Annotated in this window: 19 protein-coding genes; 9 read left to right on the top strand and 10 right to left on the bottom strand. The window is 70.3% G+C overall.

From position 1 onward, the window contains the following. The first annotated feature begins 87 nt into the window (after nt 1-87). Nucleotides 88-663, top strand: a complete 576-nt coding sequence (gene dcd / locus Sri02f_RS24335; protein ID WP_109003417.1) for a dCTP deaminase — start codon at nt 88-90, stop codon at nt 661-663. 8 nt (nt 664-671) lie between these two features. Next, entirely contained in the window at nt 672-1,211 is a 540-nt protein-coding gene (locus Sri02f_RS24330) for a phosphoribosyltransferase (protein ID WP_109003483.1), read from the top strand. A gap of 185 nt (nt 1,212-1,396) precedes the next feature. On the opposite strand, the gene Sri02f_RS24325 is transcribed toward Sri02f_RS24330, so the two are convergent. After that, nucleotides 1,397-2,425 carry a Yip1 family protein gene (locus tag Sri02f_RS24325; protein WP_109003416.1) on the bottom strand — a complete coding sequence of 343 codons (1,029 nt, stop codon included), beginning with the start codon at nt 2,423-2,425 and terminating at the stop codon, nt 1,397-1,399. 288 nt (nt 2,426-2,713) lie between these two features. Then, on the bottom strand, nt 2,714-5,005 hold the full coding sequence (locus Sri02f_RS24320; protein ID WP_109003415.1) for a (Fe-S)-binding protein: 2,292 nt from the start codon (nt 5,003-5,005) through the stop codon (nt 2,714-2,716). Between the two features lie 207 nt (nt 5,006-5,212). On the opposite strand from Sri02f_RS24320, the gene Sri02f_RS24315 reads away from it, so the two are divergent. The 7 genes from Sri02f_RS24315 (at nt 5,213) to Sri02f_RS24285 (ending at nt 11,830) form a co-directional block, all read left to right on the top strand. Beyond that, on the top strand, nt 5,213-6,478 hold the full coding sequence (locus Sri02f_RS24315; protein ID WP_109003414.1) for an MraY family glycosyltransferase: 1,266 nt from the start codon (nt 5,213-5,215) through the stop codon (nt 6,476-6,478). 95 nt (nt 6,479-6,573) lie between these two features. Continuing rightward, nucleotides 6,574-8,424, top strand: a complete 1,851-nt coding sequence (gene dnaK / locus Sri02f_RS24310; RefSeq protein ID WP_109003413.1) for a molecular chaperone DnaK — start codon at nt 6,574-6,576, stop codon at nt 8,422-8,424. Next, a complete protein-coding gene (grpE, locus tag Sri02f_RS24305; protein ID WP_109003412.1) occupies nt 8,421-9,092 on the top strand; it encodes a nucleotide exchange factor GrpE in 672 nt (223 codons plus the stop codon). The genes dnaK and grpE overlap by 4 nt, the downstream gene beginning before the upstream one ends. A 57-nt stretch (nt 9,093-9,149) precedes the next feature. Then, a complete protein-coding gene (dnaJ, locus tag Sri02f_RS24300) occupies nt 9,150-10,325 on the top strand; it encodes a molecular chaperone DnaJ (protein WP_109003411.1) in 1,176 nt (391 codons plus the stop codon). Between the two features lie 5 nt (nt 10,326-10,330). Continuing rightward, on the top strand, nt 10,331-10,783 hold the full coding sequence (locus Sri02f_RS24295) for a heat shock protein transcriptional repressor HspR (protein WP_109003482.1): 453 nt from the start codon (nt 10,331-10,333) through the stop codon (nt 10,781-10,783). A gap of 133 nt (nt 10,784-10,916) precedes the next feature. Beyond that, on the top strand, nt 10,917-11,165 hold the full coding sequence (locus Sri02f_RS24290) for a hypothetical protein (protein ID WP_109003410.1): 249 nt from the start codon (nt 10,917-10,919) through the stop codon (nt 11,163-11,165). A gap of 173 nt (nt 11,166-11,338) precedes the next feature. Beyond that, the gene (locus tag Sri02f_RS24285) at nt 11,339-11,830 is read left to right on the top strand and encodes a hypothetical protein (protein ID WP_174855693.1); all 492 of its coding nucleotides are present in this window, start codon (nt 11,339-11,341) and stop codon (nt 11,828-11,830) included. Nucleotides 11,831-11,905: 75 nt separating this feature from the next. Here Sri02f_RS24285 and Sri02f_RS24280 read toward each other — a convergent pair whose 3' ends face one another. The 8 genes from Sri02f_RS24280 to Sri02f_RS24240 form a co-directional block, all read right to left on the bottom strand. Further along, nucleotides 11,906-12,169, bottom strand: coding sequence for a hypothetical protein (locus tag Sri02f_RS24280; protein WP_109003409.1), 264 nt, complete (start codon nt 12,167-12,169; stop codon nt 11,906-11,908). Nucleotides 12,170-12,213: 44 nt separating this feature from the next. Then, entirely contained in the window at nt 12,214-13,776 is a 1,563-nt protein-coding gene (locus Sri02f_RS24275; protein ID WP_245970760.1) for a WhiB family transcriptional regulator, read from the bottom strand. 127 nt (nt 13,777-13,903) lie between these two features. Next, nucleotides 13,904-14,605, bottom strand: coding sequence for a hypothetical protein (locus Sri02f_RS24270; RefSeq protein ID WP_245970759.1), 702 nt, complete (start codon nt 14,603-14,605; stop codon nt 13,904-13,906). A 7-nt stretch (nt 14,606-14,612) separates the two neighbouring features. Next, complete coding sequence (locus Sri02f_RS24260; RefSeq protein ID WP_159106774.1) at nt 14,613-15,863, bottom strand: hypothetical protein; 1,251 nt, start codon at nt 15,861-15,863, stop codon at nt 14,613-14,615. Beyond that, nucleotides 15,860-16,468, bottom strand: coding sequence for a hypothetical protein (locus tag Sri02f_RS24255; RefSeq protein WP_109003405.1), 609 nt, complete (start codon nt 16,466-16,468; stop codon nt 15,860-15,862). The genes Sri02f_RS24260 and Sri02f_RS24255 overlap by 4 nt, the downstream gene beginning before the upstream one ends. Nucleotides 16,469-16,497: 29 nt before the next feature. Then, nucleotides 16,498-17,136 (bottom strand): hypothetical protein, encoded by a 639-nt coding sequence (locus Sri02f_RS24250; protein WP_109003404.1) that lies wholly within the window; start codon nt 17,134-17,136, stop codon nt 16,498-16,500. A 38-nt stretch (nt 17,137-17,174) separates the two neighbouring features. Then, nucleotides 17,175-19,382 carry a hypothetical protein gene (locus Sri02f_RS24245; RefSeq protein ID WP_109003403.1) on the bottom strand — a complete coding sequence of 736 codons (2,208 nt, stop codon included), beginning with the start codon at nt 19,380-19,382 and terminating at the stop codon, nt 17,175-17,177. A gap of 50 nt (nt 19,383-19,432) precedes the next feature. Beyond that, nucleotides 19,433-20,023: a hypothetical protein gene (locus Sri02f_RS24240; protein ID WP_109003402.1), complete on the bottom strand. Its 591-nt coding sequence runs from the start codon at nt 20,021-20,023 to the stop codon at nt 19,433-19,435. Nucleotides 20,024-20,069 lie beyond the last annotated feature (46 nt).

Raw genomic sequence — 20,069 nt, 5'->3', positions numbered from 1 at the left:
CCCCGCCAGGGGACCGACGCACTCGCGGTTCGGCGCGTGGAGTCGTCCGATTGTGGTGGCTCCGCGCGCCTTGCGTATCCTCGGGGCGTGCTTCTCTCAGACAAGGACATCCGGGCCGAGATCGACTCCGGACGCGTACGGATCGATCCCTACGACGAATCCATGGTGCAGCCGTCGAGCATCGATGTCCGGCTCGACCGGTACTTCCGGGTGTTCGAGAATCACCGGTACCCGCACATCGACCCCTCCGTCGAGCAGAGCGACCTGACCCGGCTCGTGGAGCCCGAGGGCGACGAGCCGTTCATCCTCCACCCCGGGGAGTTCGTGCTCGCCTCCACGTACGAGGTCATCTCGCTTCCCGACGACCTCGCCTCCCGACTGGAGGGCAAGAGCTCGCTCGGACGGCTCGGACTGGTCACCCACTCCACCGCCGGGTTCATCGACCCCGGGTTCTCCGGGCATGTGACGCTCGAACTGTCCAACCTCGCCACCCTGCCGATCAAGCTCTGGCCCGGGATGAAGATCGGCCAGCTGTGCATGTTCCGGCTGACCTCGCCCGCCGAGTCGCCGTACGGCAGTGAGCGGTACGGATCCAGGTACCAGGGCCAGCGCGGTCCGACGGCCTCCCGGTCCTTCATGAACTTCCACCGGACCCAGGTGTGACCAGCGGCGTGAACGACGGTGGCACGGCGGACGGCAGCGCGGATCCGGCGCGGGAGAATCTCACGTACGAGCAGTTCGGGACGGCCGTCCGCGAGCTCGCGCAGGCCGTCGCCGACGACGGGTACGTCCCCGATGTCATCCTCAGCATCGCCCGCGGCGGCGTCTTCGTCGCCGGCGGGCTCGCCTACGCCCTGGACTGCAAGAACATCCACCTGGTGAATGTGGAGTTCTATACCGGTGTCGGGACCACGCTGGACATGCCCGTCATGCTCGCGCCCGTTCCCGACGTGGTCGACTTCTCCGCCAAGAAGGTCCTCATCACGGACGACGTCGCCGACACGGGCAAGACGCTGAAGCTGGTGCGCGACTTCTGCCTGGACGCCGTCGCGGAGGTGCGCAGCGCCGTCGTCTACGAGAAGTCGCAGTCGCTCGTGAAGTGCGAGTACGTGTGGAAGCGCACCGACGACTGGATCAACTTCCCCTGGAGCGTGCTGCCTGTGGTGCGCAGGTCCGGGGAGCCGGTCACACCGTCCAGCGAAGCACTTTGACTCAGTGCTCTGACCCAGCCCAGCCCGGCCCAGCCCAGCCCGGTCCAGTCCAGCCCGGTCCAGCCCGGTCCGGTCCAGTCCAGCTCAGTGCTCGGAACTCAGCAGGTGAAAGGCCCCCGGAGGCGGTCGTCCCCGGGGGCCCTCTCGTGTGCGTGCCTGCTGACGAACCGGCTGGCCGCCTGTTGCTAGAACGTGCCCAGCTTCACGATCGACAGCAGGGCGATCAGCTGGATCGACGACGCGCCCAGCGCCTTCGGCCACGGCAGGTCGTGGGAGCGGCTGACCATCAGGGTGAGGAGGGCGCCGGCCGCCACCCAAGTCGCCCAGCCCAGCAGCTGTACGAATGAGGCGTCGCCGCCGAAGAACATCGCGAAGACGAGGCGCGGCGCGTCCGTGAGGGACATGATCAGCATGGAGAGGCCGACCGTGGGCTGCCAGGCGCCGTCTCCGCCCAGCTGCCGGGCCAGCGTGTGGGTGACCACGCCCAGGATGAAGGAGCTCAGCACCATCGCGACGGCCGTCGTCAGGACGATCGGGATGGCGTTGGACAGGGTCGCGTTGATCGCGTCCTTGCGTGCGCCGTCGAAGCCGAACACGGCGAGCAGGCCGTAGAGGAACGTGACGACGAGGGCGGGGCCCCACATCGTGTAGTCCCGCATCCGCAGGAAGGTCTGCTGGGGGGCGAGGACGATGCCCTTGATCAGTTCCTTCCAGTGCAGGCGCGGGCCGACGGGGCCGGCCGGGGCCGAGCCGGCGTGGTACGTACCGCCCTGGTTGTACTGGTCGTACTGGTTGTGCTCGTCGATCGAGAAGGCCTGGGTGTGGCCCGGGTTGTTCGCGGCGTACGGGTCGTACGGGACGCCTCCCTGAGCGCCTGCGCCGGGAGCGCCGGGACGACCGGGCGCGCCGTAGGGGGCGTCGCCGCCGAAGTACTCCGGCTCGTCGCCGTTGCGGCCGCCGTGACCGCCGCCGTTCGCCTGCGGCCACTGGCCGCCGCCCGCACCGCCGTACTGCGGCCGCTGCGGCGGGTACGGCTGCTGGGCAGACGGGTAGCCGTACGACGGCCCCGAGGGACCCGACGGTCCTGAGGGGCCCGACGGCCCCGAGGGCCGCGACGGTCCCTGGGGCGCCTGCTGCCCGTACGGAGGGTGTTGCGGTCGCGTTTGCGGGGCACGGTTGTCCCGGCCGCCGCGTCCGATCCTGAATCCAGCCACGCCTTCGAACGTACCTGGTCCTGCCGAATGGCGTGCCGGGGCCGCCGTTCGCGCACGGCTTTGCTGCCGAGCTGTGACATCCCCTAAGGGGAGCAACAGTGCTGGAATCGGTGGTTGTTCAGGGGCGTGTCCTAGGGGCGTTGCCCTGGTCATGTGTCCCAGGGGAGTGCCATAGAGGCGAGGCGCGGGCGAGGCACGGGCGACGCGGGGGAGGGGCGGGGGCGGCCGGAGAACGGCGTCGCCCCCGCGTCCGGCTGGGACACGGGGGCGACGGTACGGCCGTTCGGGTTACTTCACCGGCTGCGGCTCCGGCTCGCTCTCGGTCTGCGCCTCGCCAGCGGGGGGCTCGTCGTCGACCGGGGTCTTGACCGACTCCAGCAGGAGCTGGGAGACGTCCACGACCTGGATGGACTCCTTGGCCTTGCCTTCGTTCTTCTTGCCGTTGACCGAGTCGGTCAGCATGACGAGGCAGAACGGGCAGGCCGTCGAGACGATGTCGGGGTTGACGGAGAGGGCTTCGTCGACGCGCTCGTTGTTGATGCGCTTGCCGATCCGCTCCTCCATCCACATCCGCGCGCCGCCGGCGCCGCAGCAGAAGCCGCGCTCCTTGTGGCGGTGCATCTCCTCGTTCCGCAGACCGGGGACGCTCGCGATGATGTCGCGTGGCGGGGTGTAGATCTTGTTGTGCCGGCCCAGGTAGCAGGGGTCGTGGTAGGTGATGATGCCCTCGACCGGGGTGACCGGGATCAGCCTGCCCTCGTCCACCAGGTGCTGGAGCAGCTGGGTGTGGTGGATGACCTCGTAGTCGCCGCCGAGCTGCGGGTACTCGTTGCCGATGGTGTTGAGGCAGTGCGGGCAGGTGGCGACGATCTTCTTCGCCGACTTCGGCTTGGCGGACTCCGGCACGACCTTGCCGTCGTCGTCCAGCTCCTCGCCGAACGCCATGTTCAGCGCCATGACGTTCTCCATGCCGAGCTCCTGGAACAGGGGCTCGTTGCCGAGGCGGCGGGCGGAGTCACCGGTGCACTTCTCGTCGCCGCCCATGATCGCGAACTTGACGCCCGCGATGTGCAGCAGCTCGGCGAAGGCCTTGGTGGTCTTCTTGGCGCGGTCCTCCAGGGCGCCCGCGCAGCCGACCCAGTACAGGTACTCGACCTCGGTCAGGTCCTCGATGTCCTGGCCGACGACCGGCACCTCGAAGTCGACTTCCTTCAGCCACTCCAGGCGCTGCTTCTTGGCCAGGCCCCAGGGGTTGCCCTTCTTCTCCAGGTTCTTGAGCATCGTGCCCGCCTCGGACGGGAACGCGGACTCGATCATCACCTGGTAGCGGCGCATGTCGACGATGTGGTCGACGTGCTCGATGTCCACGGGGCACTGCTCGACGCAGGCGCCGCAGGTGGTGCAGGACCACAGGACGTCGGGGTCGATGACGCCGTTCTCCTCGGCGGTGCCGATGAGCGGGCGCTCGGCCTCCGCGAGGGCGGCCGCGGGGACGTCCTTGAGCTGCTCCTCGCTCGCCTTCTCCTCGCCCTCCATCGTCTTGCCGCCGCCGGCCAGCAGGTAGGGGGCCTTGGCGTGGGCGTGGTCCCGCAGGGACATGATGAGGAGCTTGGGGGAGAGCGGCTTGCCGGTGTTCCAGGCGGGGCACTGCGACTGGCAGCGGCCGCACTCGGTGCAGGTGGAGAAGTCCAGCAGGCCCTTCCAGGAGAACTGCTCGACCTGGGAGACGCCGAAGACGTCGTCGTCGCCGGGGTCGGCGAAGTCGATCGGCTGGCCGCCGGAGGTCATCGGCAGGAGCGCGCCGAGCGAGGTGGCGCCGTCCGCGTTGCGCTTGAACCAGATGTTCGGGAACGCCAGGAAGCGGTGCCAGGCGACGCCCATGTCGGTCTTGAGCGCGACCGTGATCATCCAGATGAACGAGGTCGCGATCTTGAGGCCGGCGAAGAAGTAGGTGAGGTTCTGGAGCGTGGAGACGTCCAGGTGCTCGAGCGCCGACACCACCGGGTACGAGATGAAGAAGGACGCCTCGTAGCCGTCCACGTGGTGCTGGGCGCCTTCGAGGGCGTGCAGCATGAAGATGCAGACGCCGACGATGAGGATGACGGCTTCGACGAAGTACGCCTGGCCGAAGTTGGAGCCGGCGAAGCGGGACTTGCGGCCCGGCCGGTCCGGTCGGCTCAGCTGGCGGATCACGATCAGCACCAGGATGCCGAGCACCGTCATCGTGCCGATGAACTCGACGAAGACGTTGTACGGGGCCCACTCGCCGATGACCGGCAGCAGCCAGTCGGCCTGGAACAGCTGGCCGACGGCGTTGACGATCGTCAGCAGCAGCGAGAAGAAGCCCACCGCGACGAACCAGTGCGCGACACCGACGATGCCCCAGCGGTTCATCCGGGTGTGGCCGAGGAACTCCTTGGCCACGGTGACGGTGCGCTGGACGGGCTCGTCGGTGCGCGTGCCCGCGGGCACGTTCTGACCGAGCCGCATGAAGGTGTAGATCTGCAGGACGGCGCGGGCGAAAAGGGCCACGCCGACCACGATCAGAACCAGCGACACGATGATCGCGGCGAGTTGCATTTGGGGGCTCCTCGGGCCTGCGAGGGGACTTCGTCAGTGATTACTAAGCGGTAACTTATGCAGTCCGTCTGAGACTACCCCGTCTTCTGCGTCGCACTGTAGCGGGAGGCGGAGTGATCTGAGTCGCTGAGGGTTGCCTCAGGATCCGGCCACAACCCGGCCGTGTTATTCGTACCAAATTGGTACATTTATGACTAATTTATATCCGTGCTCTACGGGATCGCCGCCGCCGCCACCGCCCTGTTCCTCTCCGCCGTCCTCGCCGCGCTGCTGCGCGTGCCCGCTCTGCGCCTCGGACTGCTCGACCGGCGGCAGCGTCAGCGGCGCGTGCCGCTGTTCGGGGGCGCCGCCGTCGTGCTCGCCACCTGTCTCGTCGCGATCGCCGGCGACCGGACGGGCATCGCCCCGCTCGGGGACGGGATCAAGGCGCTGCTCGCCGCCGGGGGCGCGGTCGCCGCGCTCGGCCTGATCGCCGACGTGTGGCGGCTCAACGTCCGCTTCCTGGTCGTCGGGACCGCGGTCGCGGCCGCCTTCGTCGTCCCCTACGGCGACACCGGGACGCTCCCCGGGGCGGCGGCCGTCGGCTGGATCACCTTCGTCGCGCTCGCCTTCCGGGCGCTCGACCACGCCGACGGGGTGGCCGGGACCGTCGGGGTCGTCACGGCCTTCGGCGTGGCCGCCTGCGCCGCCGTGGAGGTCATGGACGGACTGGTGGTGGTGCTCAGCGTGTTCGCCGCCGCGCTGACCGGCTTCCTGATGCACAACTGGCCTCCCGCGCGCGTGGCTCTCGGCGCGTGCGGCTCGCTCTTCTCGGGCTTCCTGCTCGCCGCGACCGCCGTGATCGCCCGCGCGGGACAGGACCCTGTCGTCGGCACGGCCGTGCTCTTCGCGCTCACCGCGGTCGCCGGGGCCGACGTCCTCCTGGTGCTCGTGTCGCGGCGGCTGGCCCGGCGGCCCCTGTTGCGCGGTGCGCCCGACCATCTCGCCCACCGGCTGCGCAGGCTCGGGCTCACCCCGCAGGGGGTGGCCGTCCTGCTCGGCGTCGCGGCCTTCTGCGCGGTGCTCGTCGGGGTCCTGGCGCACACCGGATGGCTGCAGGCGCGGGCGGTGCTGTGGGTGGCCGGCGGGGTACTCGTCGTCGTGCTCGGGCTGCTGCGGGTCTCGGTGTACGGGCCCGCCCGCGCGCGTACGGGACGTGCGGTGCGTCAGGGCGGCGGCGGTCGGGACGCGCGCGGGGGTCGTCGTGCCGTCCGGGCGTCGCGGGTTCCTCGCGCTCCTCGCGCGCGGGGCGCGCTTCAGGAGGAGCGGGCCGGCGGCCGGTCCGGGCCGCGGACGATGGCGCGTCCCGCGCCCGTGTATGGGCCCCGGCGTCAACCCGAGGCCGCGCGGTCGTCCCCGGATTCCGAGGTGCGACGAGTCGGGCGATCCGTATCGCCGCAGGTCAACGCCTCCTTGCGTGTAAGGAACGGATAAGAGTTGAGTGGGCCCGACTCAGGTCTGTTGACCCAGGGGTCGGTGTCGTGCACACTTGAGTCCGTTCCACTCAAGTCAGCTGGAGGAGAATCACCATGGCACGTGCGGTCGGCATCGACCTGGGCACAACCAACTCCGTCGTCAGCGTTCTGGAGGGCGGCGAGCCCACCGTCATCACCAACGCCGAGGGTGCCAGGACCACGCCGTCCGTCGTCGCCTTCGCGAAGAACGGCGAAGTCCTCGTGGGCGAGGTCGCCAAGCGGCAGGCGGTCACGAACGTGGACCGGACCATCCGCTCGGTGAAGCGTCACATGGGCACCGACTGGAAGATCGAGCTCGACGGGAAGCCCTTCAACCCGCAGCAGATCTCCGCGTTCATCCTGCAGAAGCTGAAGCGGGACGCCGAGGCCTACCTGGGCGAGAAGGTGACCGACGCGGTCATCACCGTCCCGGCCTACTTCAACGACTCCGAGCGTCAGGCGACGAAGGAAGCCGGCGAGATCGCCGGTCTCAACGTCCTGCGCATCGTCAACGAGCCCACCGCGGCCGCGCTCGCGTACGGCCTCGACAAGGACGACCAGACGATCCTCGTCTTCGACCTCGGCGGCGGCACCTTCGACGTGTCCCTCCTGGAGATCGGTGACGGCGTCGTCGAGGTGAAGGCCACCAACGGCGACAACCACCTCGGCGGCGACGACTGGGACCAGCGCGTCGTCGACTACCTGGTGCAGCAGTTCAAGGCCGGCCACGGCGTGGACCTCGCCAAGGACAAGATGGCGCTGCAGCGTCTGCGCGAGGCCGCCGAGAAGGCGAAGATCGAGCTGTCCTCGTCCACCGAGACCTCGATCAACCTGCCCTACATCACGGCGTCCGCCGAGGGCCCGCTGCACCTGGACGAGAAGCTCACCCGCGCCCAGTTCCAGCAGCTGACGGCCGACCTGCTGGAGCGCTGCAAGACGCCGTTCCACAACGTCATCAAGGACGCCGGCATCAACCTCTCCGAGATCGACCACGTCGTTCTCGTCGGCGGTTCGACCCGTATGCCCGCCGTCGCCGAGCTCGTCAAGGAGCTGACCGGCGGCCAGGACGCCAACAAGGGCGTCAACCCGGACGAGGTCGTGGCCATCGGCGCCGCGCTGCAGGCCGGTGTGCTCAAGGGTGAGGTCAAGGACGTCCTGCTCCTCGACGTGACCCCGCTGTCGCTTGGCATCGAGACCAAGGGCGGCATCATGACCAAGCTCATCGAGCGGAACACGACGATCCCGACCAAGCGGTCCGAGATCTTCACCACCGCCGAGGACAACCAGCCCTCCGTGCAGATCCAGGTCTACCAGGGCGAGCGCGAGATCGCGGCGTACAACAAGAAGCTCGGGATGTTCGAGCTGACCGGTCTGCCGCCGGCCCCGCGCGGCGTCCCGCAGATCGAGGTCGCCTTCGACATCGACGCCAACGGCATCATGCACGTGACCGCGAAGGACCTGGGCACGGGCAAGGAGCAGAAGATGACCGTCACCGGCGGCTCCTCGCTGCCGAAGGACGAGGTCGACCGCATGCGCCAGGAGGCGGAGCAGTACGCGGACGAGGACCACCGCCGCCGTGAGGCCGCCGAGGCCCGCAACCAGGGCGAGCAGCTCGTCTACCAGACGGAGAAGTTCCTCAAGGACAACGAGGACAAGGTTCCGGGCGAGGTCAAGACCGAGGTCGAGGCCGCCGTCGAGGAGCTGAAGGCCGCGCTCAAGGGCGAGGACACCGCCGAGATCCGCACCGCGACCGAGAAGGTCGCCGCGGTCTCGCAGAAGGTCGGCCAGGCCATGTACGCCGACGCCCAGGCCGCCGGCGGTCAGGACGCGGCGGGCGCCGCGGGCGGCGCCCAGGCCCCCAAGGCCGACGACGACGTCGTGGACGCCGAGATCGTGGACGACGAGCGCAAGGACGGTGCCGCGTGACGGAGGAGACCCCGGGCTTCGAAGAGAAGCCCGACGTCCCCTCCGGCGCCACCCCTGAAGACGCCGAGCCGAAGACCGCCCCCTCCGCTTCGGCGGACGGGGCGGCCCCGGCAGGGGACGCGAACCAGACGGCCGGTCTGGTGGCCCAGCTGGACCAGGCCCGCAAGGCGCTCGACGAGCGCACGGCGGACCTCCAGCGCCTCCAGGCCGAGTTCCAGAACTACCGCCGCCGGGTCGAGCGCGACCGGATCGCGGTCAAGGAGATCGCCGTGGCGAACCTCCTGACCGAACTCCTTCCGGTGCTCGACGACATCGGCCGCGCGCGGGAGCACGGCGAACTCGTCGGCGGCTTCAAGTCCGTCGCCGAGTCGCTGGAGACCGTCGCGGCAAAGATGGGCCTTCAGCAGTTCGGCAAGGAGGGCGAGCCCTTCGACCCGACGATCCACGAGGCCCTGATGCACAGTTACGCACCCGACGTCACCGAGACGACGTGCGTGGCGATTCTGCAGCCGGGGTACCGGATCGGCGAACGCACCATCCGCCCCGCGCGGGTGGCCGTGGCCGAACCCCAGCCCGGCGCGCAGCCGGCGAAGACCGACGCGGAAGCGGGCGCCGACTCCGCGGAGGCGGCGGACGACAAGGAGAGCGGTGGCCCGGACGAGGGCTGAGCTTGAGACGGCCGAGGCACCGGTCGTCATGACGACGCGAGAGGAGGGACGTCGAGGATGAGCACCAAGGACTTCATCGAGAAGGACTTCTACAAGGTCCTCGGCGTCCCCAAGGACGCCACCGAGGCCGAGATCAAGAAGGCTTACCGGAAGCTCGCTCGCGAGTACCACCCGGACGCCAACAAGGGCAACGCCAAGGCGGAGGAGCGCTTCAAGGAGATCTCCGAGGCGAACGACGTCCTCGGCGACCCCAAGAAGCGCAAGGAGTACGACGAGGCACGCGCCCTCTTCGGCAACGGCGGCTTCCGCCCGGGCCCGGGCGCCGGCGGCTCCTTCAACTTCGACCTGGGTGACCTCTTCGGAGGCGGCGCCCAGGGCGGCGGCGCCTCCGGCGGCTTCGGCGGCGGCATCGGGGACGTCTTCGGCGGCCTGTTCAACCGCGGCGGCACCGGCACCACCCGCACCCAGCCGCGCCGCGGCCAGGACATCGACACCGAGGTCACGCTGACCTTCACGGAGGCGATCGAGGGCGCCACGGTCCCGCTGCGGATGTCCTCGCAGTCCCCGTGCAAGGCGTGCTCGGGCACCGGCGACAAGAACGGCACCCCACGCGTGTGCCCGACCTGCGTCGGCACCGGCCAGGTCGCACGGGGCTCGGGCGGCGGCTTCTCGCTGACGGACCCCTGCCCGGACTGCAAGGGCCGCGGCCTGATCGCCGAGCACCCCTGTCCGGACTGCAAGGGCAGCGGGCGCGCCAAGTCGTCCCGCACCATGCAGGTCCGCATCCCGGCCGGGGTCACGGACGGCCAGCGCATCCGGCTGCGCGGCAAGGGCGCGCCCGGCGAGCGCGGCGGCCCCTCGGGCGACCTCTACGTCGTGGTCCACGTGGGCGCCCACCCGGTCTTCGGCCGCAAGGACGACAACCTGACGGTGACCGTGCCGGTGACGTTCACCGAGGCGGCCCTCGGCGGCGAGATCAAGGTTCCGACGCTCGGCGGACCGTCGTTGACGCTGAAGCTGCCGCCCGGCACCCCCAACGGCCGTACGATGCGGGCGCGGGGCAAGGGCGCGGTCCGCAAGGACGGCACGCGCGGCGACCTTCTGGTCACCGTCGAGGTGAGTGTTCCGAAGGACCTGTCGGGGAAGGCTCGTGACGCGCTGGAGGCGTATCGCGAGGCGACCGCGGACGAGGATCCGCGGGCGGAGCTGTTCGAGGCCGCGAAGGGAGCATGAGAGTGATGGACGGCCGTCGGCGTAACCCGTATGAACTGACCGAGGAGACACCGGTCTACGTCATCTCGGTGGCGGCCCAGCTCTCCGGCCTGCATCCGCAGACGCTGCGCCAGTACGACCGTCTGGGCCTCGTCTCCCCCGACCGCACGGCCGGCCGGGGCCGGCGCTACTCGGCCCGCGACATCGAACTGCTGCGCACCGTCCAGCAGTTGTCGCAGGACGAGGGCATCAACCTGGCCGGCATCAAGCGGATCATCGAGCTGGAGAACCAGGTGGCCGCCCTGCAGGCCCGGGCGGCCGAGCTCCAGGCGGCGCTGGAGGGCGCGGCGACGGCCATGCAGCAACGGGAAGCAGCGGTGCACGCCTCCTACCGGCGGGACCTGGTGCCGTATCAGGAAGTGCAGCAGACCAGCGCGTTGGTGGTCTGGCGGCCCAAACGGCAGCAGACAGCCGACTGAGCGGAAGCCGAGCGGGTCCGACGGGATCCGGCGGGCTCCGGTGGGGCCGGGCGGGACCTGGTACCCCGGGTATGACCGCGCAGGACTGCGCGCAGGACTGCGCGCAGGACCGAGCACGACCGCGTAGGGCCGAGTGGAACAGGAAGGGCCCGGAGACGTCTTCGTCTCCGGGCCCTTCTTCTGTGCGATCCGGGACGTTCGCCGTACCGCCCTGCGCGTCCACCAGGACGAAGCGCAGATCCTCGGCTTCGGCCCGGTCGACCGAGCCCAGTCGATCCCCAGGACGGCGGCCGCCACGACGCCCAGTTCGCGCTCGGCCGCGGCGAGCAGCCTCGCCTGCCGGGTCCGCGCCGGCTCGTCGGCGAATGTGCCGTCCATATGATTCCTCCCCCCGTGCCTTCCTTTATGAAATAGTCGAACAGCCTTTAGAATCATGACATGTTGACAGCGCGCTCATCGGCCGAAGCCCACCTGTACATGGACCTTCACGCATGTGAGTGCGGTTCCGTCGACTTCGAACGCCGACACCGGCTGGAGCAGCAGGGCGACGAGATCGTGTCGGTGTACGAAGGCGCTTGTCGGCAGTGCGGCACGACCCGGCGCTTCGCCTTCCGGACGGCCGCCGAGATCCCTCCCCCGCTGCCCGCGTTCGGCGGCTCCCGGCCGTCGCAGATCATCGATCCCGGGGAATTCGCCGACGTCGCCTTCCGGATCTCCGAGTCCGTCGGGGTGGAACTCCTCAACACCCCTGAATCCGAACACCACAAGCTGCGCAATGCCGTCGCATACGCGCTCGCGGCGTTCGAGGAGATCGCCAAATTCATTCCGTCCGGTGAGAACGCCGTCCCGGAATCGGCTTTCACCTCCGAAGCGGGCAGGGCACGCTATCGACGGGAACCGCGCAATTTCGAGCGCGGCATTCTCGACATGAACATCAGAAGGACCCGGGCGGTGCTCGCCGGAATCGACGAGGCGGGCGGGCCCGACGAGGCCGGCGAGGCCGGCGGGGCCGACGAGGGCCCTGGGGGTGCCGCGCCCGACGCGTGATCGCCTGGAGGGGGCGTGCCTCCACGCACGGGCGTCGGTTGGATCCCCCGGAGCGGCCGGCCCCCGGAGCCGGGGTCAGCCGAGCTGTTCCGTCGTGCCGTCCGGGTGGATCAGGAGGCGGATCGCGCCGCCGTAGCGGTTGTCGGTGATGGTCGCCGAGGTGGGGGCGCCGAGCTGCTGCGCACGCTGCTGGAGGATCGACAGGACGACGTCCTGGATGTCGCCGTAGGGCGGGGCGGTGACCGGGACGCCGTCGACGAGGCCGGCGTTGGGGGAGAAGACGTGCACCTGGGCGTCCGCCGTGGCGGGGGGCGGGGGCGGCATCGTCGGTTCGGTCATCGGGGGTCGGGTTCCTTCCGGCTCGGTTCCGGATCACTTCCGGCTCAGGCGCTCTTCGCCTCGTCCTGCTCGCGGACGTCCGCGGCGACGTCGACGGCCATGCCGACGGTGACGTCCGTGACGACGTCGACGGTGCGAGCGTACGTGCCGCGCGCGATGCGTCGCAGGCGGCCCGACTTGACCATCGCGGACAGGACGTTGCTGATCGTCTTCGAGGGGTCGCCGTAGACGCCGTGCGGCAGTGCGCGCAGCACGTCGCGGGCGGAGAACGGGCCGGGGAAGGCCGACACGGCCGTTTCCACGGCCGCCCGGATGCTGGGGGCGTGGGGAGCGGTGGCGTGGCGGGCGCCCGGGGCGGTGAGGGCGGCTGCCTGGCCCGTGCCGGCGGTCGTCCTGCGGCTCGGCACCGGATGCGGGAGGCACTGGCGGATGCCCTGCAGGGCGGTGCGGACCGGTTCGAGGTCGATCTCGCCGCCGTCGCCGCCCGGGGCGCCGGCCGCGGCGAGCATGGTCGCCACCTTCTCTATGTTCGCGAGCGAGGAGGCGAGTTCGCGCAGCAGCGGTTCCAGGAAGTCGCGGCGCAGAGCCGTCACCGGGTCGGTGGTGGCCAGCTCGACGGAGACCGAGCCGGTCAGGGCGCGCGGGGGCGAGACGCCGGGGGAGGCCGCGGCGCAGTCCTGGGCGTCGTGCGGGGCCAGCGTCTCCACGGCCTTGCGGGCGGCGCGGACGGTGTCCGGCGTCTCCGGCGCGATCTCGCCGCCCGGCAGGCTGGCCAGCATCGTGGCCAGCTGCTCCAGGCTGTCCAGTGTGGGCAGCGCGGCGCGGATCAGCGGGGCCAGCAGAGCCTGTCGTACGGCCTGGGCGGGGTCCTCGTACGAGAAGGCGATCCGCTGCCCGGACTCGGCCGCTGCCATGTCCTCGCTCCTGCTTTCCGGGTGTGCGTGGGGGTGGGGGTGTCTGGAAGCGGTGGGGCGGTGACCGTCGCTGTGTGTTCGCTGTGCGGCGGTGTGCTGGTGCAACTGCCTCGGTATGCCCGGCAACTCACGCTGTGGCTGCGCCAGTTGGTCCTGGCGCGCGTCGAACGCGTCGAGGACCCGCTCCACTGCGGGCAGGCCGGGTCCGGCGGCGTGCCGGGAGGCCGGGCCGGTGCTGCGCGAGCGCAGGCGCAGCAGGCGGCGTGACGTTTCGCCGGAGTGGTGGCCCGGAGCCGCGCCGGGGGTCTCCGTCGGGTGGCTGGGCAGGTCGCCGTTCGCGTCGCCGACGCCGAGGGCCCGGCGGATCCAGCGGCGGTCGTCGAGCGTCGTCGCGGCGGCATAACCGTACGGCTCGGCGTGGACGACGGTGTCCTGGAGGCATTCCGCCCACAACGGGCAGGAAGCGCACAGGTCGCGGGCGGTGCGGAGCAGGACGAGGTGTTGGTGGCGCTGTTCGGGCGAGGTGTGCGGAATGTCCGCGGGCGCCTCCAGCAGCGGGTGCTGGAAGACGTCCGGTCGGCGCTGGCAGGGCAGGGCGGCGTCGGGGCTGTGTGCCCCGGCGCCCGCTCCCGGTCCTCGTGCCGCCCCGCGCGCGGGGCGCGCGGGAAGCGCCGTATGGCTGACCATAGGCATGCGTGTGTTCCCCCGTGGTGATGCGTGATCCGGGGGGACTCTAAAGCGTTCCGTCAAGCCCGTGCAACGCATCTGCAAACCATGTGCCGACTTGGCACAGTGACGAGACGAAACGTTCACACGGGCCTCAACTGTCCGCAGGGTCACTGGCTTTGCCGGCTCGCAGGCGGCCGAGTGCCTGGCGCGCCCGGCCCGTAACCGCTTTCGCGGTGCCTCCGCGCAGCGCCAGCACGGCGAGCACTCCGAGAAAACCGAGCGCTACCCCCGCTTCCGGCAGGAACATTCCGACTACGGACGCGATGACGAGGATCACATCCGCGAGCGCGACGGTGAGACCTCGTCGGCCCGGGTGGTCCTTCACCATCCACGCGCCGAGGAGCGCCATTCCGGCGAGCGCCCAGTAGCCGAAGGCGGCCTGGCCGGTGACGGTGGCGCCGGCGTCCTCGCGCAGGCGGGCCGAGTCGCCGACGGCGGAGAAGTAGCCGGTGAAGGCGACGGCGAGGATGCTCGTCCCCAGGGCCAGGAGGAGCTGGGTGCGGCGGCGCATGAGCCACAGCGAGAGGCCGAGGAACAGGGTGGCGACGACCGCCACGAAGCTGGAGCCGCTCCGGGAGGCGAGGACGATCACCGTGTAGAGCGCCGCCGCGCCGAAGACGACGCGGGGGAGGAGACGGACGGCCCAGGTGTCGGCCTTCTCCTGGCGGAGGAAGCGGCGCAGGAGGGGGAGGGAGGGGGCGGTGGATGCGTCCGGCCGGTCGGCGCCGGGCCGCCGGGCGGGGCCTGCTGGACGGGTGGCGCGCGTGGTGCGGCTCGGCGGGGTGCGGCTCATGGTGGCGTCACACTCCCATGTCGGTGTCGCGTGACCGCTCGGGGGCGGGAGGGGCCGCGGGGGCGGCTGCCGGGGTGTCGGTCCTGCCCGCGAGGACGGACTTCGCCTGCGCACTGACACCGGGCAGGAAGGTGTGGGCGTGCACGGCGGCCGTCCCGGGCGCCGGGAAGGCGAGCGGCTCCAACGGGGCGGGCCCCGTGCGGGCGTCGACCTTGACGCCGGGAAGGTACTGGCCGTGGGTGCTCACGGCGACGGGTTCGGGCGCCGTCGGCGCGTCCAGGTCCCGGCCGCGGAGTTCGGCCGCCCACTGCCGGTCCTCGGCGCCGGGCAGCGTGACCTCGTGGTCCGGTCGCAGCACCTTGATCTCCTCGACGAGCTTCTCCACGTCGGCCGCCCGGGCCGGACCGTCCAGCGTCGCCACCCGGGCGCACACCTCCAGGACGGCGGCACGCTGGGCCTCGGGGGCGGGGAGTGCTTTCAGCTGCTCCAGGTCGAGGTGGCCGGCCTTGGTCAGCGGCGTGTACTTGGGGTCGGCCTCGTCGTACGCGAAGGTGTGGACCTGGGCGCGGACGGCTTGGGAGGCCAGCAACTCCTGTGTCTCCGGGGCGAGATCCGCGTACTTCTGCGCCGGCGCCGGATACATGAACTGGATGATGTCGAGCTTGCCGTCCTGGCGGAGCTGGCGCGACTCGGTCTGGTAGGCGACGGTTCCCGGGTTGAGTTCGGCCATGAAGAACAGGGCTTCGTTCTCGGTCTTCGCGGCGTACTTCTCGGAGAGGGTGCCCCAGGCGTCGTAGGCCAGGGCCAGACCCGCTTCCTTGTTCAGGCCCAGGGCGTTCTGGACCTGGGCATCCCACAGGTGGAGTTCGCCCAGTGCCACTCCGCCCGGCGTGCCTTCCAGGTACCGCAGCGTGTCCGGCGTGATCGAGTTCTGAGCCTCTGTGTACGCGGCCGCCATGTGCATGCTGTAGAGCGTCTCCCCGGTTTGAGCGTCGATACCGGGGTGGTCTTCCAACTGATAGGACCAGAAGGTCGACCTGGTGTCCGGGGTGGCAAGGTCGACGTCCTGGGCGAGCGCGAACTCCTTGACCCGTTCGCGGAGTCGCTCCCGGTATTCCTCGGGTGGCAGGCCGTCGATGCCCTCGCCCAGCTGTTTGGCGATCCGCTTGACCTGTGCCGGGGTCAGGGAGGCCTCACCTTCCCGTTGGCGGGCGCGGGCGTCGTCGAGGACCTGGTCCGACACGTGTACTTGGATCACAGGTGCTCCGGGGGATAGCAGTCGACATTGATGCGCGCGCTGCGGTACCCGCCGGGGCCGGTGGCGGGTCCCAGGCTGACGGTCAGCACGGTGATGCGGCCTTCGGGGTCGCTCTCCCGCCACATCGCCATGCGGTAGGGGTCCATGTCCTCCAGGCGAAGGTCGGAGGGCATGAGCCAGTGCCGCTCGTGCGGCGGTTCCGGGAAGGCGGGGTCGTCCCAGGCACCGGCGAAAGCGGGTTCACCGAGCACCGGGCGGGCGGCCGCCACGTATGAAGCCCATGTTCCGGCCGACTGTGCCAGGACCTCGTCGTTCTCGGACGGGTCCTGCGCCCACAATTCCCAGCTGGTCCAGCTGAGCTGCTTGACCGGAGCCCATCCGGCCTCGCGCACGGGGTAGAGCCCGAAGCCCTGTCCCGTGCCGCTGCGCACAGTCAGTACCCGCTCGGCGGAGGTCGGCTTCCAGCCGAACAGCGCACACCAGTCGTCCAGTGCCTCGCCGGGGTTCGGCGGGCCGGCCCAGACGGCCGGCCAGTCCACGTGCTCAAGGCCCTTGAGCTCCTCGGCGAACTGCTCGGGGCTGCGCTCGATCTTGAGGGTTGTCATCGATCTTCACCTTCCTCGCGTTCCGCGCGTCACCGGTTCATCGGCGCGGCGCCTACCACGGGGGACCCCGCGGGGGCGGGTGCGTGGCAGGAGAGTCCGATCCTCGCATCGGCCGGCACCGGGCCACGCGGGGCACCCGCACCCAGCGTCATTCTGAGCTCGAAGACCGGCGCCTGCGGCACCCGGAAACGCCACACCGCGACGCTGTGCGGGTCCTGGTGCTGAGCGCGCCACTCCGCTCCCGGCCGCACTCCCGGACCCGGCAGTTCCGGAAAGCCGGGTGCGTCCCAGGAGCCGTTCCAGACCGGATTGCCCAACAAACCGCGCAGGGAGTTCAGACAGGCAGCCCAGTGGGCTTCCCCCAGGCCCGTGACGAGTGCGTTCTCCTCACGGTCCAGGGCCCGGGCCGACCACACCGTGTGGTCGACACGGGTTACCGGGCTGCCGAGCGCCCGGGAGGCGAGGTGCAGGCGGCCGCCCAGGGCCGTGCGGACCCGCAAACCGCCCTGGAACCACAACGGACGCCAGCCGAACCCCGCTGACCAGCGCTTTCGCTGTTCCGTGTCCACCGGCACCCCCGCCCACACTGTCGGCCAGTCCACGTCGAGGAGCCTCTCCAGTTCCGCGACCAACTGGTCGGGGGTGCGGTTGGCGGTCAACGTGGGCATTCAGTGGCTCCTAGGAGGGCGACGGGAAGGGGCGCGGGTCAGACGCGGCCGCTGGGGCCGCGGGGGTCCCGGGGCTGCGGCGGGGGCGCGGGGTGGGGCGCAGGGTGCTCCACGGGCGCGGGGCGGGGCCGGGGCGCCTGCGGCTGCGGGACCTGCGGCTGGGGCACGTGCGGCTGCTGCGTCTGCGGCCGCGGCTGCTGCGGTGCCGGGGCCGGGACCGGGACCGGACGAGGTTCGGACGGCGTCGTCGGCTGCGGCGACTGGCCGCTGCCGCCGCTGACCCTGCGACCACGCTGGGGGGCCTCCGGCTCCGGCTGGGCCGCCGGCCGGGCCTCGAACTCCTCGCGCGTCTGCTCGTACTTCATCCGCGTCGTCTCCGAGGTCTGGTTCTGGGCCTTGCGCTGCTCGCGCTTGGACTGCCCGATCCAGCCCCACTGCTGCATCTTGCCGCGGCCCCTGCCGCCGGTGACCACTCTGTCGGCCGTCCAGGCGGCGCCCTTGGCGCCGCCGCTCGCGACGCGGCCCGAGGTCTTGGTCGTGGAGGCCGCCAGACCCGGCGCCATGGCGGTCACCTTCCCCGCGGCGTCCCGGAGGCCGAGCATGTCCTCGCCACCCGCGACCTGCGGGGTGAAGTTTCCGCCGAGGAGTTTCTTCAGCATCATGACGATGGCGATGGTGACGAGGAGCAGCATGAGCAGCTGGGTTCCGAGGGCGACCTTGGCCGGCAGGATCATCTGGTAGAGCACCAGCAGGACGGTCAGGATCACGCCGAAGCCCGCGCGCAGCACGAAGCTGTGGATGAACGTCTCGAGCCAGCTCTTCAGCAGTTTCTGCTGCGAGGGATGGATGCCGATCGTGGCCACCAGCGGCAGCAGGATGACCAGGATCAGGGTGACCGCGTGCCAGAGCAGGGTGAGGGCGCTCAGGACGATGACCATGAGCCCGACGATGAGCGCGGCGATGATCGAGTAGAACGCGAGCCCCACCCGGTTGCCTGCGTTCTTGCCCGCCCATTCGTCGAAGGCGACCGGGTAGATGTGCATGTCACCGACGTCGTCGCCCTTGTCCTTGCCGCCGGCTATGTCCTGCCGGATGGGGACCCAGTCCTGCTTGAACTTGTCGAGCTTCTTGTCGCTGAAGGCGTCGACGTTCGTCTTCGACTGGGCCACGAGCTGGATCACCCGCAGGTCCTCACAGCGGGCCCCCTTGCCCCAGGAGCATGTCTTGTTCTGCTCGGCGGGGACGCACACGCCGTTGACGAGCTTGCCGCCGTCGTCCTTCTTGAAGATGCAGTTCTTGCCCGGATCGCCGAACTGACCCAACGCCCAGGGCCGGAAGACCAGCGTGTCGTACATGGCGCAGCTGGATATCCGCAGACCGCGGTTGTAGGCCCCCTTGTCCAGGTCGCAGGGCGCCTGGGTCTCTCCCGAGACTCCGGCGAGGACGACCTCGGTCAGAGCGGAGTTGGCCCGGGCGATGTAGGAGTCCGCGGTGCCCACGAACTTGTCGTAGTTGCCCCCGGTCAGGAACGCCGTGACGGCGACGATCGTCAGGGCGGACCAGGAGATACCCGCCCACACCTCGCGCATGTCGCCCTTGCGCCACTTGGTGAACACCCACAGCCCGACGAGCAGGATCATGACGGGGACGGCCGGGCGCAGCACGTTCTCCTTCAGCGTCTTCACGACGCTGTCGCGGCCCTCGTAGAGACCGGCGAGCGGGCTGGGGTTGGAGGCCGACTCCTTGATGGAGATGGCGGCCCTGGTGAAGATCTTGGTGCCGTTGAGGATGGAGTCGGCGATGCCGTTGTTGATGTAGGACATCACCGAGCAGTCATCGGCGCCGCTGCCCCAGTTGCCGTTGTCCTCGGAGGCGTCGCCGCGCCCCTTGAACGTCTGGGACCAGTTCATGCCGCGCATGCCGTTGAGTTCGTACATCGTGTACGTGTCCGGCGAGTTGGGCATCTTCACCGCGCCGGTCGTCGTCCCGGAGTCGTCCAGGAGCGTGGTCGACTGCTTGGTGTCCTTGTCCCACTGCATGACCGCAGCGAACATGGACTCGCCGTTGGTGCCGGGCGTGTCCATCTGGTAGCTGTCGTCGCCCGTGAAGTCGCAGGAGAAGCCCGCGTACGCCGGGGTCGGCACGGCCAGGGTGAGAGCCGTCAGGGTGAGCACCGCGAAGACGACGGCCCGGACGGCTGTGGCGGCCTTGGTGAGGGCCCGTTGCAACGCTTTGCGCGAGGGCATCTGGAATCCTTCGAGAACGCGGGGACGGAGAGAGGCGGCGGCGGTCCGGTTCAGCTGGAGAAGTAGTCGGTCAGGACGCAGCCCTCGACGAGTGCCGGGCTCTTCTCGAAGCCGCTGGGCGCGGAGAAGTCCGGATCGCACGTGAGGAACCTCAGCCCGGACTTCTGCAGGCCCTGGATCGTCTGACTCCCGACCGGGACGACCGCGAAGTCCTCGCCCACGAGGAACCGCTCGTTGTCCGCCTTCGCGGCGGTCTGGAGCTTCTTCATGTCCGCCACGGACAGCAGGGCGACGGGGGCGCCGGAGCCGTCGCTGCACACACCCCGTTCCTTGATGCCCCAGGACGGGTCCGCGGCCTCGTCGGCGCCCCACGCGGCCTTGTCCCCGTCGTGGTTGACGTCGTACTCGGCCCCCGTCTTCAGGTCCAGACAGGGGGTGTACTTGTTCACGTAGTACGCGATGGATGCCAGGTCGGCCGCCTTGGGCAGACCGCTGCCCGCGGCGGTCTGTCCGGCGCTCCCGGGTGTGCTGCCGGCCGGGCCCTTGTCGTCGGTCTTCTTGGCGTCGTCACCTCCGCATCCCGCCACTGCCGTCAACGCGACGAGGGTGGCGCCGATCGCGAGCGCTCGCTTGATTCGCATGGTGTCCGTCCTCAGTGCTGATGGGGGGGTGGGCAGGCGGTCCGCC

This window comes from Streptomyces rishiriensis (assembly GCF_003112535.1).
GTDB classification, from domain to species: domain Bacteria; phylum Actinomycetota; class Actinomycetes; order Streptomycetales; family Streptomycetaceae; genus Streptomyces; species Streptomyces rishiriensis.
This window is presented reverse-complemented; position numbering and strand designations above follow the sequence as displayed.